The organism is Caulobacter sp. CCNWLW153 (genome assembly GCF_036889365.1).
In the GTDB taxonomy this organism is placed as follows: Bacteria; Pseudomonadota; Alphaproteobacteria; order Caulobacterales; family Caulobacteraceae; genus Caulobacter; species Caulobacter radicis.
Map to the genome: position 1 here is coordinate 308,911 of NZ_JBAKFV010000006.1, position 11,748 is coordinate 320,658.

General features: G+C 66.2%; 15 protein-coding genes. 7 read left to right on the top strand and 8 right to left on the bottom strand.

Annotation, left to right across the window (positions count from 1 at the left end):
* Positions 1-143: 143 nt before the first annotated feature.
* The gene (locus tag V6S85_RS12360) at positions 144-440 is read right to left on the bottom strand and encodes a hypothetical protein (protein WP_116490062.1); all 297 of its coding nucleotides are present in this window, start codon (positions 438-440) and stop codon (positions 144-146) included.
* A gap of 248 nt (positions 441-688) precedes the next feature.
* Between V6S85_RS12360 and V6S85_RS12365 the strand changes: the two genes are divergently transcribed.
* Positions 689-1,732 carry a sensor histidine kinase gene (locus V6S85_RS12365; RefSeq protein ID WP_116490063.1) on the top strand — a complete coding sequence of 348 codons (1,044 nt, stop codon included), beginning with the start codon at positions 689-691 and terminating at the stop codon, positions 1,730-1,732.
* A gap of 144 nt (positions 1,733-1,876) precedes the next feature.
* On the opposite strand, the gene V6S85_RS12370 is transcribed toward V6S85_RS12365, so the two are convergent.
* Entirely contained in the window at positions 1,877-3,106 is a 1,230-nt protein-coding gene (locus tag V6S85_RS12370) for a cyclopropane-fatty-acyl-phospholipid synthase family protein (RefSeq protein ID WP_334349046.1), read from the bottom strand.
* A gap of 202 nt (positions 3,107-3,308) precedes the next feature.
* Here V6S85_RS12370 and V6S85_RS12375 point away from each other — a divergent pair, with 202 nt between their 5' ends.
* A complete protein-coding gene (locus V6S85_RS12375; protein ID WP_240621427.1) occupies positions 3,309-3,869 on the top strand; it encodes a sigma-70 family RNA polymerase sigma factor in 561 nt (186 codons plus the stop codon).
* Complete coding sequence (chrR, locus tag V6S85_RS12380; protein ID WP_116566306.1) at positions 3,866-4,501, top strand: cadmium/peroxide/UV radiation responsive anti-sigma factor ChrR; 636 nt, start codon at positions 3,866-3,868, stop codon at positions 4,499-4,501. Before V6S85_RS12375 ends, chrR begins: the two co-directional genes overlap by 4 nt.
* Here the strand turns inward: chrR and V6S85_RS12385 are convergent.
* The 3 genes from V6S85_RS12385 to V6S85_RS12390 all read right to left on the bottom strand — a co-directional run bounded on the left by V6S85_RS12385 (position 4,498) and on the right by V6S85_RS12390 (position 6,102).
* Complete coding sequence (locus tag V6S85_RS12385; RefSeq protein WP_165828774.1) at positions 4,498-5,310, bottom strand: DUF3313 family protein; 813 nt, start codon at positions 5,308-5,310, stop codon at positions 4,498-4,500. The genes chrR and V6S85_RS12385 overlap by 4 nt on opposite strands.
* Before the next feature lie 275 nt (positions 5,311-5,585).
* The gene (locus V6S85_RS26600; RefSeq protein WP_116490068.1) at positions 5,586-5,963 is read right to left on the bottom strand and encodes an EAL domain-containing protein; all 378 of its coding nucleotides are present in this window, start codon (positions 5,961-5,963) and stop codon (positions 5,586-5,588) included.
* Positions 5,869-6,102, bottom strand: coding sequence for a ribbon-helix-helix domain-containing protein (locus V6S85_RS12390; RefSeq protein ID WP_116490069.1), 234 nt, complete (start codon positions 6,100-6,102; stop codon positions 5,869-5,871). Before V6S85_RS12390 ends, V6S85_RS26600 begins: the two co-directional genes overlap by 95 nt.
* A gap of 1,062 nt (positions 6,103-7,164) precedes the next feature.
* Between V6S85_RS12390 and V6S85_RS12395 the strand changes: the two genes are divergently transcribed.
* Together V6S85_RS12395 and dinB are read left to right on the top strand one after the other, a co-directional pair.
* Entirely contained in the window at positions 7,165-7,344 is a 180-nt protein-coding gene (locus V6S85_RS12395; RefSeq protein ID WP_133244743.1) for a hypothetical protein, read from the top strand.
* Between the two features lie 51 nt (positions 7,345-7,395).
* Positions 7,396-8,433: a DNA polymerase IV gene (gene dinB, locus V6S85_RS12400; RefSeq protein ID WP_334349047.1), complete on the top strand. Its 1,038-nt coding sequence runs from the start codon at positions 7,396-7,398 to the stop codon at positions 8,431-8,433.
* Between the two features lie 208 nt (positions 8,434-8,641).
* Here dinB and V6S85_RS12405 read toward each other — a convergent pair whose 3' ends face one another.
* On the bottom strand, positions 8,642-9,097 hold the full coding sequence (locus V6S85_RS12405; protein WP_207780723.1) for a type 1 glutamine amidotransferase domain-containing protein: 456 nt from the start codon (positions 9,095-9,097) through the stop codon (positions 8,642-8,644).
* A gap of 245 nt (positions 9,098-9,342) precedes the next feature.
* The gene (locus V6S85_RS12410) at positions 9,343-9,627 is read right to left on the bottom strand and encodes a hypothetical protein (RefSeq protein ID WP_116490072.1); all 285 of its coding nucleotides are present in this window, start codon (positions 9,625-9,627) and stop codon (positions 9,343-9,345) included.
* 237 nt (positions 9,628-9,864) lie between these two features.
* Between V6S85_RS12410 and V6S85_RS12415 the strand changes: the two genes are divergently transcribed.
* Positions 9,865-10,401: a hemerythrin domain-containing protein gene (locus V6S85_RS12415; protein WP_334349048.1), complete on the top strand. Its 537-nt coding sequence runs from the start codon at positions 9,865-9,867 to the stop codon at positions 10,399-10,401.
* Between the two features lie 80 nt (positions 10,402-10,481).
* Here the strand turns inward: V6S85_RS12415 and V6S85_RS12420 are convergent, their stop codons facing one another.
* Positions 10,482-10,661, bottom strand: a complete 180-nt coding sequence (locus tag V6S85_RS12420; protein WP_334349049.1) for a DUF3008 family protein — start codon at positions 10,659-10,661, stop codon at positions 10,482-10,484.
* Between the two features lie 149 nt (positions 10,662-10,810).
* Between V6S85_RS12420 and V6S85_RS12425 the strand changes: the two genes are divergently transcribed.
* Positions 10,811-11,748 (top strand): catalase (locus tag V6S85_RS12425; protein ID WP_334349050.1); only part of this gene is annotated, 938 nt, incomplete at its 3' end.

Sequence of the window (11,748 nt, forward strand, 5' to 3'; positions counted from 1 at the left end):
TCGTCGCTGCCGCCGTATGTGTCATGCTGGCGCTAGCGCTTCCCGTTGTCTTTCGGCTTCTGCCTAAGCAAAGCTTGGCGAGATCGCGTCGCGTTCCTCCGCTTTCCCCGTCAGGTCACTGGAAGAAAAGTGCGCCGAACGCGTCAACCGGGCGGTTTCACCCGTAGATCCATGCCGAGCGTCGGGCCAATGCCGTCGGGGTGTTCGCCGAACGGGTTGAGACGACGGCGATGGGCGATGGCCTCGAGCCGGGTTCGCAGATCATCATCGATGACGATAGCCTGCCTGGCGCCGTCATCGTTGTCCAGACCGCCTTGGGAGGCGACGAGAACCTCGCCGAGGGCGGCCAGAAAGGCTTCGTCCTCCGGCGTTCCCTCGGCCGGTGGATTGTCGAGGTGGCTGAGGACCACTTCCAGCGCGTCTTCGAAGGTCGGTGACATGGCGGGCCCTTTCGAAACCCCGAGCCGGGGAAGGCCCCAGCGAAAGCCGCTCCAATAAAAACGTTCAAGCGACGCTATGGTTCGGGATCCCGGCTGCGCCGTTTCGTCGCCCGGTCTGGTCGTCGGAGCCGATCCCGATTTGTGCTAGAACTAAAGCTTCGGCGCGGCGTTGAGAGTCCGGCGCAAGCGCCGATCTCTCGCCCGGGAACGGCTGTCGTTTCGAGAGCCTTCGGGTCGTGGATCCCCCTATGCTCGATGAGGCTCGCCCCGTTCCGTCGCCCATCGACGCCCTGGCCCAGGCCCTGGTGTCCTCATCGGATGCGCCCATACTTCTGCTCAATGGCGACTTCAGGATCGTCGCGGCGAGCGAGTCCTTCGCCGAAGCCTTTCGCATCGACGTGGAGAAGGCGGTCGGCCTGTCGGCGTTCGTTCTTGGCGAAGGCGAATGGAGCGCGCCGTCGTTGCGAGACTTGCTCGCCATCGCGCTGGAGGGGGGCGGCGCTGTCGAGGCCGGTGAGATGGATCTGGTCCGAGCTGGCGAGGACGCCAGGCGGCTGGTGATCAGGGCGCGACGGCTCGACTACGGCGACCCTGCCAACCCGCTTCTGCTTCTGACCATCTTCGACGTGACGGACGCGCGCCTCGCCGATCGCGTCAAGGACGACCTAGTGCGCGAGAAGGCCGTGCTGTTCGACGAACTGCAGCACAGAATCGCCAACAGCCTGCAGATCATCGCCAGCATCCTGATGCAGTCGGCCCGCAAGGCGCCGTCCGCCGAGATCCGCGCCCATGTCGCCGACGCCCACAGCCGCGTGATGTCGGTCGCCGCTCTCCAGCGCCAACTGGTGGAGTCGGGCGCGGGTGAGGTGGAACTGAAGGCCTATTTCAGGGCGCTGTGCGACGGCATCGCCGCCTCGATGGTCTCCAATCCTGAGAAGCTCACGCTCTCCGTCGTCAGCGACGAGCACTGGGTGGCCGCGGAGGTTTCGGTAAGCATGGGACTGATCGTCACCGAGCTGGTCATCAACGCCCTCAAGCACGCGTTTCCAGGTCGCGAAGGCGGGCATATCTGGATGGAGTACAGCGCCTCGGAAGGCGGCTGGACGCTGTCGGTCGCCGACGATGGCGTGGGCATGCCGCCCGCAAGCGGATCCGTCAGGGTTGGCCTCGGCTCGAGCATCATCCAGGCCCTGGCCAAGCAGTTGAGGGCCGAGGTCGTCGTGGATGGTTCCGGACCGGGTGCCCGCGTCGCCATTGTCCACCAGCCGCAACTGCAGCCTCAGAACGCGTGAAATTCGCGTCAGGGCAAAGCCCAGGCGCAGCTGATGGCGCGACATCTTCGCCTGGGACGAACACCGCTCAGCGGGCTTTATCGTCAACAACCGACCTGCAATTTGGCTCAATGCGCGCCCAACCGCCTCGCGGTCGCAGGGCGTTCAGCCGTGCTTGTCGATCGCCATCTGGATGACGTCGGTGCGGCCTGTTCGGAACCCCGCCTCGCAATAGGCGAGATAGAAGAGCCAAAGCCTGCGGAAGCGCGCGTCGAAGCTCTTTGAGCTCTCGGCTATGAAGGGGTAGGCGCGTTCGAACCGCTGGGCCCACAGCGCCAGGGTCTTGGCGTAGTCCTGGCCGAACCGCTCGGTCCTGCGCCAGCGCAGGCCCCGGGCGGCGATCAGCGGGGCCAGGCGGTTCTCGGAGGGCAGCGACCCGCCCGGGAACACGTAGCGCTGGATGAAGTCGGTGCGGGCGTCGTATTCTTCGAACAGCGCATCCTGGATGGTGATCACCTGCAGGCCGGCGCGGCCGCCGGGCTTCAGCACCGAGCCCAGCTTGTCGAAATAGACGCCCCAGTAGTCGCGCCCCACCGCTTCGAGCATCTCGATGGACGCCACGCGGTCGAACTGGCCCGTCAGGTCGCGATAGTCGAGCAGGCGGATGTCGACCCGCTCGGCCAGGCCGGCCTCGAAGATCCGGCGGCGCGCGAAGTCGTGCTGTTCCTGCGAGATGGTCACGGCGGTGACCCGGGCGCCGATCCTGGCCGCAGCGAACTGGGCGAACCCGCCCCAGCCGCAGCCGATCTCGACGACGCTGTGGCCGGGCCTTAGGTCAATCAGGGCGGCCAGACTCTCGTACTTGGCCGTCTGGGCGGCTTCCAGCGACTGGCCCGGATGCTCGAACCGGGCCGCGGAATAGGTCATGGTCTCGTCCAGCCAGGCCCCGTAGAAGGCGTTGCCCAGGTCGTAATGGGCGTGGATGTTGCGCCGCGACCCGGCCTTGCTGTTGGCGCGCAGGCGATGGAACGCCCAGTTGGCGAGCTTCATCGGCAGGCCGCCGTCGAACAGGCGCCGGATGTGGTCGTAGTTGTTGGCCAAGGTCGTCAGCAGCGCCGCCAGGTCGGGGCTGTCCCATTCCCCCGCCATGAACCCTTCGGCAAAGCCGATGTCGCCGTTGGCCAGCACCCGCGCGGCGAAGCGGAAGTCGCGCACGACGATGGTGGCGGCAAGGCCCGGGGCGACGCCCGCCAGGTGACGGCGCTCGCCGCTGGGCGTGACGATCGTCAGTTCTCCCCAGGTCCAGCGCGCCGAGAGCAGCCGCATGACCAGGTCGAACAGGGGCGAGCCGCGCGATGCGCCGGCGATGCGCAGGTCCAGGGATGTGTCGCTCATCTGAGGCGGCCCTCGTCAGGGTGGCGTCCGCCGCGCCGCGGGGCGAGGCTGGACATGTCCGGAGGTCCTACGGCCGAGGTCGCCGATCGGATGGCGGCGCGCGCTATTTTTCGTTTCCGGTGATCCGGTAGCGCAGCCGTGCCGTATCATCGGCATGCATGCGACTCGGGCCCTATCCGCACACCCTGCAGGCCGTCACGCCGTGAGTTCCTCGCGCGCGCTGGACGACCTCGTCGTGCGTGTCGGCGCGAGCCGCGACCGCGACGCCTTCGCGGGGCTGTTCGACCACTATGCACCCAGGATCAAGGCGCTGCTGATGCGCGGCGGCGCCAGCGCCTCGGCGGCCGAGGAACTGGCCCAGGAAACCCTGCTGGTCGTCTGGCGCAAGGCGCACCTCTTCGATCCCGCGCGCGCCTCGGCGGCGGCCTGGATTTTCACCATCGCCCGAAACCTGCGCATCGACCATTTCAGGCGCGGCTCGGTCACCCTTCATGAGCTCGATTTTCACCTGGAGGCGGAGGAGCCGGCCCAGCCCGACGCCATCCTCAGCGGCGCGCAGGACGCACAGCGGGTGAGGGCGGCGATGCTCAGCCTCAACGCCGACCAGGCGGCCGCCATCGAAATGGCCTTCTTCCAGGAGCAGACCCATACGGAGATATCCAGGACGCTCGGCGTTCCGCTCGGGACGGTCAAGGCGCGCATCCGGTTCGGCATGATGAAGCTGCGGGCCTGCATCGAAAGGGACAGGGGAGACGCGCAATGAGCCTTCGCCGTCAGCCCAGCGAGGAAAGGCTGCTGGCCTTCGCCGCGGGAACCTTGAGCTTCCCCGAAGCCGTCGTCGTGGCCGCTCACCTCAGCCTGCGGCCAGCCACGCGCCCGTGGGCCGAGCTCGGCGTGGCCGTGGGCGGGGTGCTGCTCGACGACCAGGCGCCCGAGGCGATCAGCCTGGACGCCCGGCGGAACGTCATGGCGCGCCTGGACGCCGAAGAATTCGGGGCCGAGCCGAGGCCGGCCTCGGCCGATCCTGTCCTGCCCGCGCCGCTCGACCAGTTCGCGCTCGGGCCCTGGCGCTGGCTGGGGCCCGGCGTGCATGTTCGCGACGTGCTCGGAACCCGGGAGGGCGACTGCCGGGTCATCCTGCTGAAGATCGCCTCGGGGCAGTCGGCGCCGCGCCACACCCACGGGGGTGTTGAACTGACCTGCGTGATCGACGGCGCCTACGCCACCGAGGACGGCGTCTTTTCGCGCGGCGACTTCGAGGAGGCCGACCCGAGCGTGACGCACCAGCCCAAGGTCGTCTCCAAGGAGCCCTGCCTCTGCGTCGCCGCGCTGGACGGCCAGATCATGCTGCCCGGCAGGCTGGGCAAGCTGCTTGCGCCCTTCGTGCGCCTCTAGGGGCGCTGGCTGGGGTCGCCGGACGTCTCGTCGCGAGGCGGCGGCTTGGCGCCGCTCAGCTCCGGTTGATAGAGGCCGGTGGTCATGCGCAGGAGCAGCCCCTCGGGGCGCAGGCGCGGTCCGAAGCGCTCGCAAGGGTCGGGCGTCGCCACGGGACGCGGCTTGCGGTCGCGCGGCGTCAGGGCTGCCGCCACTGCGTCCCCGAATGGTTCGGCCAGTTGGTGGGCGTCCCCGACTGGCGACAGCGACGGCTTGTCGGCGCCCACGACCATGGCCTGCCGGCTCCAGACCAGGGCGGCCGCCTGGGCGCCGTCCGGCGCCAGGAGCTCGGCCTCGGCCCACAGCCCGCCCACCCCGCCCGGCGCCCGCAGCGAGACCGGACCCGGGATGAAGAAATTGGCCACCGCCGAGGCGGCCGCCCCGGCCTGGTTGGTGAGTTCGATGCGGGTCACGCCGACCTTGACGGTCCCCGCGTCGGGGGAGGGGGCGTCGATCAGGGTGAAGCGCTTGCTCAGCTCGTAGCAGACCTGCCGGTCGACCTCAGTCAGCACCGCCTGGCGGTGCTCGTCCTCGACCGACAGGGCCTCGCTCGAATGGCTCGCGGCGGGCGTGATCCAGAGCTGTTCGATTGGCGCGGCCATCGCCTCGTCGCGGCGCTCGTACACCGTGGCTCGAACACTGCCAGGCCGTTTGGCCAGGCCATCGTAGCTGCTTAGAAAGCCGGAATACGAGGCGCCGCCGCTGGCGCACGCCGCGCACGTCGCGACCAAACCTGCTATCGCGGCCGCACGGATGACCTTGTCGGACATGTCGCCTCCTCTGTCACGCTCTATACGGCGGGAGGCGGGCGCTGGATCATTCTCAGTTGCAGCCGGACGCGGCTCTACCGGCCTGCCGGAGCCTGTCGTGCACCGCGAAGTTCGTCGGATATCACGATCCCTCGACCATCGCGCTTCTCTCGAAGCTGCGACGAGCGGCGTTCGCCTATCCATCGGGGTTCGACGGAACGCGGCGGGCTCCTAAACCGACACACCCCTTTGGTGATCATCGGAAAGGGTTCTCGACCTGCTCTTTCTGGCCAAAGCTATCTCCACTCATCCACCGTCCCCATTCGCTTGGTCAGCGGCGGCGCTGCGGCGCGCCACTGGGGTTTGGGAAGAGGCTTAGCGAAGTGCCACCCTTGGCCTAGCTCGACACCCAGGTCGCGGAGCAAATTGGCGGCGTCGCGAGTTTCTACCATCTCGGCGATCGTCGTCATGCCCAGGTCACAGCAGAGGGCGACAATGTGCTTCAGGAGCACGGCGTCACGGCTGCCACGTCGCAGCGCTTGCACATAGCCGCCGGTTCTACATCCGGGCCTACTGGCATCAGGCCTTGGTCGCGCGCTCGTGCTCGGCGGATAAGGTCGCGCGAACATCCTGGCTCGACCGTCCGCGCGACGGGTCGACCTGAATGGCATCATAGGCCTTGGCGGCTTCACCGCTAAGCCAGGTGTCGAACGCGCGGTCGCGGGCCTGCAGCGCGCGAAGACCTTCGCGGATCACTTCGCTTTCGCTGGCGTAGTCGCCAGACGCGACCTTTGCCCGCACTTGGGCGGCCATCTCGTGGGCAGCGTGACGCTGAATTGCTGGGTGGAACGCATGGCTATGCTCCGATTTCCGAGTAGGATTTAATCCTATCGGCGCGGCCTCGCAAACCTTGCCCTGGGGCCGCGCCAGGTCGACTTGACTTGGACAAAGCTCGTCATATGGGAGGCGCTCTCGCATTCGTCGTGCTCAAGGGGCTCTTGAACGACGAAGTCCCACCCGAACCGATCGCGATCGGCCTTGGCGACCAACTGGGCCCTGGCGCAGAGGGACTTGAATTTGGATTCGCCGAAGTCGCCCAATTCGTCTGAAGGCAGGGGAGTGGGAGCGTCTGTCGTCGACTGACGCCCAGGAGCTGGCGGCGGCCGCCGCTGTCAGTCTCTGACTATCGAGATCGCGCAGCACCTCCAGCCGCGCCAGTTCTTTGTCGCTCATGCTCCGAACCGCCATCCCAGGCCCTCCAGAAAACACGCTGGAAGGGTGACATGCCTAACTGGCACGGGGGTGACATTCTCATCCGGTCGCTACATACCTAGCGCGCCTAACAAATCTTATCGGAAATTGGGCCTTGGGTGCGGTTTCTAACAACCTAGGAATCTGCGGCCCTGCAGCGTGGGCGCACGACGCGAACTGCGCCTGGCCGCCGCGCCGTGTTCCGAGAGCGCCTGAAGCCTGTCACCCGGCTCACGCCAAGCCGAGGCCCTTGGGCCAGGCATTGACTTGCCCGAAGGCGTCGGTCTGCCACGGGTCCTCGCCTCCTCAAGGATTTGGCCTTCAGCGGCGAAGCCGGGCGACGCTCTGGGGGCCGTGAAAGTCGTTCACCAACTGCGTAGGCCATTCACCCATCGGGCGCGCCGCGAAGCTCGTTCACTGGACCAAGGTCGAGCCGTGAAAACCGATCACTGTCCGTGAAAATCTGTCACATAAGGTCAAAATTGCGAATATCGTTCTCCGTTGAGAGGCGCTGGATCGAGGAGCGCCTCCTCCAAGCGTCCGGACAATACTGAGGCTCCGTCCTCCGACGCTAAACGGAACAGGCCCTAGAGAACCACGTTTGCTGATCCCGAGGGACAGCTGATGAAACAGGTTGCGGCACTTCTGGCAGCGGTGAGCGTGACGGGCTGCGCGACCCATGGCGCGCCCTCGGGCGCGCTTTCCAGCTACGATGGCCTGCAAAAGCAAGATGGCGCCATGCGTACGGGCGTTTCTCAGCGCATCGACCAAACGCGGCTGAAAGTTCCCGTTACGTTCACATGATGGTAGAGCTGGCGTATGGAGTCGCCGGCGCGAAAGATCATCCACATCGACATGGACGCCTTCTATGCGTCAGTCGAACAGCGCGATGATCCTGGCCTGCGCGGAAAGCCGGTCGTGGTCGGCTCGCCAGCCCCGCGCGGGGTGATCGCCGCGGCCAGCTACGAGGCCCGCAAATTCGGCGTGCGCTCTGCCATGCCCTCCAGCACGGCCTTGCGCAAATGCCCCCAGCTCGTCTTCGTCCCCCACCGCATGGACGTCTACCGGGCCGTCTCTCACCAGATCCACGAGATCTTCGCCGACTACGCCGACGCCGTTGAGCCGCTGTCGCTGGACGAAGCCTATCTCGACGTCAGCGGCGACAAGGCCGGCGTAGGCAGCGCCACGGAGACTGCCAGGACCATCCGGGCCCGTATCCGACAGGAGACGGGCCTGACAGCCTCGGCCGGCATTTCCTACAATAAATTCCTGGCCAAGATGGCGAGCGACCAGAACAAGCCCGATGGTCAGTTCCTCGTTTCGCCGGGTCAGGGACAGGCCTTTGTGGCGAGCCTGCCGATCGGACGCTTCTATGGCGTCGGCGCGGTGACCGAGGCCAAGATGAAGCGGCTGGGGGTCCATACCGGCGAGGATCTAGCGCGCCAGTCCCTGGCCTTTCTGCAGCAGCACTTTGGCAAGTCGGGTCCCTGGTTTTACGGCATCGCACGGGGCGTTGATGCGCGCGCGGTCAATCCCAGCCGGGAGCGTAAATCCTCGGGATCGGAGACGACCTTCGAGGCCGACCTTGTCGATCCGCTCCGTATCGAGGCTGAGGTGGCGGCGCTCGCCGACAAGGTCTTTTCCTGGTGCCTAAAGGCCCAGGCGTTCGGCCGCACGGTCACGGTGAAGATCAAGTATGCTGATTTCCAGCAGGCTACCCGAGCCCGTTCGGCGGCCAGCGCGATCGACGACCCGGCCCTGCTGCAGCGCCTCTCCCTGGACCTCGTTCGATCGGCCTTTCCGTTGCGCGCCGGCGTCCGGCTGCTGGGCGTCACTGTCTCCAATCTCGAGGCTCCGCCGGCGACGGGAGGCCAGCGCTTGCTTCTGGCCTAGGCGTCGGACGACAACTTCGCGGCCAACCAGCAGACCCAGTGGCTAGTGTTTCGAGTCCGATGACGTCTTGGCCCGCGCCGCGCCAATAACGGCCTTAGCGCACTTCCGGAAACTGGACTTCCAGCGCTGAGCCGCAGTAAGGCACGAGCGCTGACGGGCGCCTCCCGCTCACCTATTATCCGGAAGGCGCCAGCCACTCGCCTGGCCTCTATCTCGGGCTGAGCATTAGGTCACGAACTGCCTCACCCACGCCGGCGGCCGACTGCGGGTTCTGGCCGGTCACCAGTCTGCCGTCGACGACGACCTTGGCGGTCCAGTCGGGCGCCGCCTGATGGTGAGCGCCACGAGACGAAAGCTTGTCCGCCAGAAGGAAGGGCACGGTCGTGTGGAGGCCGACCGCCCTTTCCTCGCTGTTGGTGAACGCAGCGAGGCGCTTGCCAGCCACGAGATAGTCGCCGTTGCTCAGCTTAACGTCCACCAGCGCCGCAGGCCCGTGGCAGACGGCCGATACCACCCCGCCCTGCTCGTAGATGGCGCTCGCCACCCGTTGAACCGCGGTGTTGCCCGGAAATCCCACATCGCGCCATGGCCGCCGGCGAAGAGCATCGCCGAGTAGCGTTGGGAAGCCGTTTGCTAGAAGCTGTTCAATGCCAAGCAGCGGCAATCCAGTATGGCCGCTGAAATCTCTCAATGAGATTTGTCGGCGAAAGACGGGCCTCTTAATGACTACGGAGGCTAGTGGATCTCGCTGTCGCAAGGTCGGGTTAGAAGCTTCACCGCCCATCCGCTTTCAAAGCGGGAAATCTCCAGCACACTACTCAAAGCTGATCTCCAGACGCATCGATCGGGCGTCGCAGGAAGAAAGGCCGACCCGAAGGCCGGCCTCGACGAACGTTTAGCGTTCCACGTCTAGCGTTCCACGTCGCCTTGACCGGTGCGGCCCGGCTGGATGGCGCCGGTGTCGACGCCGCCCGCGAGGCCCTCGCCCTCGCCCTCGATGTCGCGCCCTTCCTGGAGCTCGCCCGGACGACGCTCGCCCTGCTGGTTCTGCTGATCCGGCTGGGCCTGCTGGGGGCTGGTCTGCTGTTGCTGCGGCTGGCGGGTGTCGCCTTGCTGGTTCTGCTGGCCGACTTGCTGGCGCTGAGCGTCGTTGGACTGCTGCTGCATGCGATCGTTGTTGGCGTTCTCGCTCATGGCCGTCTCCCTGATGGGTTGATCGCCGGATGCTCCGGCCCATCCCCAATGCGGTGGAAGCAACGAGCGTTCCTCCGTCGAGAACCCGACGAAGAGCACCTCATAAGTCGCTGATTCGACTTAAATAACGCCGCGCGAAGGTCACCGGTGAAATCGTCTCTCAACTAGCACGGCCATGGGAACCGGCGGCCGACGCTCCGGCTTGAAACGGCGCACAATCGCAACCGGAGCGCCGACATGCCCACCGCCAAAGCCGCCTCGAAATCCGCCGCGAAAACCGCCAAGGCCCGCCGCACCCGCCGTACGGGTCGGCGCGATCCCCTGGCGATCCGCCTGCTCAAGGCCGACCACCGAGAGGTGGAGGCCATGTTCGACGAGTACGAACAGCTAGAGAGCGACCGCGACAAGCAGGCCCTGTTCGACAAGATCGCGCTGGCCCTGAAGGTCCACACCCAGATCGAGGAGGAGATCCTCTATCCCGAAAGCCGCGGCGAGGTGGAGGACGACCTGATCGACGAGGCCTATGTCGAGCACCACGGCGCCAAGAAGCTTATCGCCGAGATCGAGGCGATGAAGCCCGGCGAAGAGTTCTACGACGCCAAGGTCAAGGTGCTGGGCGAGTACATCAAGCACCACGTCAAGGAAGAGGAACAACCCGGCGGCTTCTTCGCGCAGGCCAAGAAGGGCGACGAGGACCTCGAAGCCATGGGCGAACGCATGGCCGCGCGCAAGGAAGAGCTGATGGCGGAGTTCTCCAAGCAGCCCTCCCACTAACATCCAGTAGGATCGACCGGGCGGCGATCGTTCCCCTCAGGAGCAGGTCGTCGCTCGGTCGGACCGGCGCATCGAAGGGGTCAATGCTTGTGCTCGGGCATGGCCTTGCTCTTGGTGTGCGCGAACTCCTCCAGCTGCTTCTCGCTCATCGACAGCATCGATTTCGACGCGCCCTTGAGCTTGCTCTTGGGCGTGTCGCCACGCTTGGCGGACAGGGCGGCTCCGGCGGCTTTTTGCTGGGCGGCGGACTTGGCGGGCATCGGCGATCTCCTCTGGGATGGCTTGCCCTCAACGCCCGTCCGGTCTGCGCAGCTTCATCAGCGACACGATCATCAGACGGGTCCGGCCAAGCTCGGAACCGGCTTCGGGGCTTTTGGATTGCCCCACGATCCCATCCCAGGAGACTGACATGGCCAAGGGCATGACCACCGAACGCGGCGTCGGCGACGAGACCCACCAGCGCGTTCCGGAGGGCGGCCCGCACACACCGGACGGCCACCTGACCACCAACCAGGGCGTGCGGATTTCCGACAACCAGAACCAGCTGAAGGCGGGCCCGCGTGGTCCGGTGCTGCTGGAAGACTTCGTGCTGCGCGAGAAGATCTTCCACTTCGATCACGAGCGCATCCCCGAGCGCATCGTCCATGCCCGCGGCTCGGCGGCCCACGGCTATTTCGAGCCCTATGCGGCCGCCGCCAAGCTTAGCAAGGCCGACCTCTTCCAGCGCCCTGGCGAGAAGACGCCGGTGTTCGTGCGGTTCTCGACGGTCGCCGGCGGCGCCGGCAGCGTCGACACCCCGCGCGACGTGCGGGGCTTTGCGGTGAAATTCTACACCCAGGAAGGCAACTGGGACCTCGTGGGCAACAACATCCCGGTGTTCTTCATCCAGGACGCCATCAAGTTCCCCGACCTGATCCACTCGGTGAAGATGGAGGCCGATCGCGGCTATCCGCAATCGGCCAGCGCCCACGACACCTTCTGGGACTTCATCAGCCTGATGCCCGAGGCCACCCACATGATCATGTGGGCGATGAGCGACCGGACGATCCCGCGGAGCCTGCGCACCATGGATGGGTTCGGCATCCACACCTTCCGGCTGGTCGACGCCAAGGGCAAGGCGACCTTCGTCAAGTTCCACTGGAAGCCCAAGCAGGGCGTGGCCTCGACCCTGTGGGACGAGGCGGTGAAGCTGGCGGGCGCTGATCCCGACTTTCAGCGTCGCGACCTCTTCGAAGCCATCGATCGCGGCGACTTCCCCGAGTGGGAGCTGGGCGTGCAGGCCTTCGATCAAGCCTTCGCCGACGCCCTGCCCTATGACGTGCTCGATCCGACCAAGATCATTCCCGA

Bases quoted from the DNA above. Each gene is read 5' to 3' on its own strand.
- V6S85_RS12360 (WP_116490062.1), bottom strand. From the start codon at position 440: ATGTCACCGACCTTCGAAGACGCGCTGGAAGTGGTCCTCAGCCACCTC.
- V6S85_RS12365 (WP_116490063.1), top strand. From the start codon at position 689: ATGCTCGATGAGGCTCGCCCCGTTCCGTCGCCCATCGACGCCCTGGCC.
- V6S85_RS12370 (WP_334349046.1), bottom strand. From the start codon at position 3,106: ATGAGCGACACATCCCTGGACCTGCGCATCGCCGGCGCATCGCGCGGC.
- chrR (WP_116566306.1), top strand. From the start codon at position 3,866: ATGAGCCTTCGCCGTCAGCCCAGCGAGGAAAGGCTGCTGGCCTTCGCC.
- V6S85_RS12385 (WP_165828774.1), bottom strand. From the start codon at position 5,310: ATGTCCGACAAGGTCATCCGTGCGGCCGCGATAGCAGGTTTGGTCGCG.
- V6S85_RS26600 (WP_116490068.1), bottom strand. From the start codon at position 5,963: ATGATGCCATTCAGGTCGACCCGTCGCGCGGACGGTCGAGCCAGGATG.
- V6S85_RS12390 (WP_116490069.1), bottom strand. From the start codon at position 6,102: ATGGCCGCCCAAGTGCGGGCAAAGGTCGCGTCTGGCGACTACGCCAGC.
- V6S85_RS12395 (WP_133244743.1), top strand. From the start codon at position 7,165: ATGAAACAGGTTGCGGCACTTCTGGCAGCGGTGAGCGTGACGGGCTGC.
- dinB (WP_334349047.1), top strand. From the start codon at position 7,396: ATGGACGCCTTCTATGCGTCAGTCGAACAGCGCGATGATCCTGGCCTG.
- V6S85_RS12410 (WP_116490072.1), bottom strand. From the start codon at position 9,627: ATGAGCGAGAACGCCAACAACGATCGCATGCAGCAGCAGTCCAACGAC.
- V6S85_RS12415 (WP_334349048.1), top strand. From the start codon at position 9,865: ATGCCCACCGCCAAAGCCGCCTCGAAATCCGCCGCGAAAACCGCCAAG.
- V6S85_RS12420 (WP_334349049.1), bottom strand. From the start codon at position 10,661: ATGCCCGCCAAGTCCGCCGCCCAGCAAAAAGCCGCCGGAGCCGCCCTG.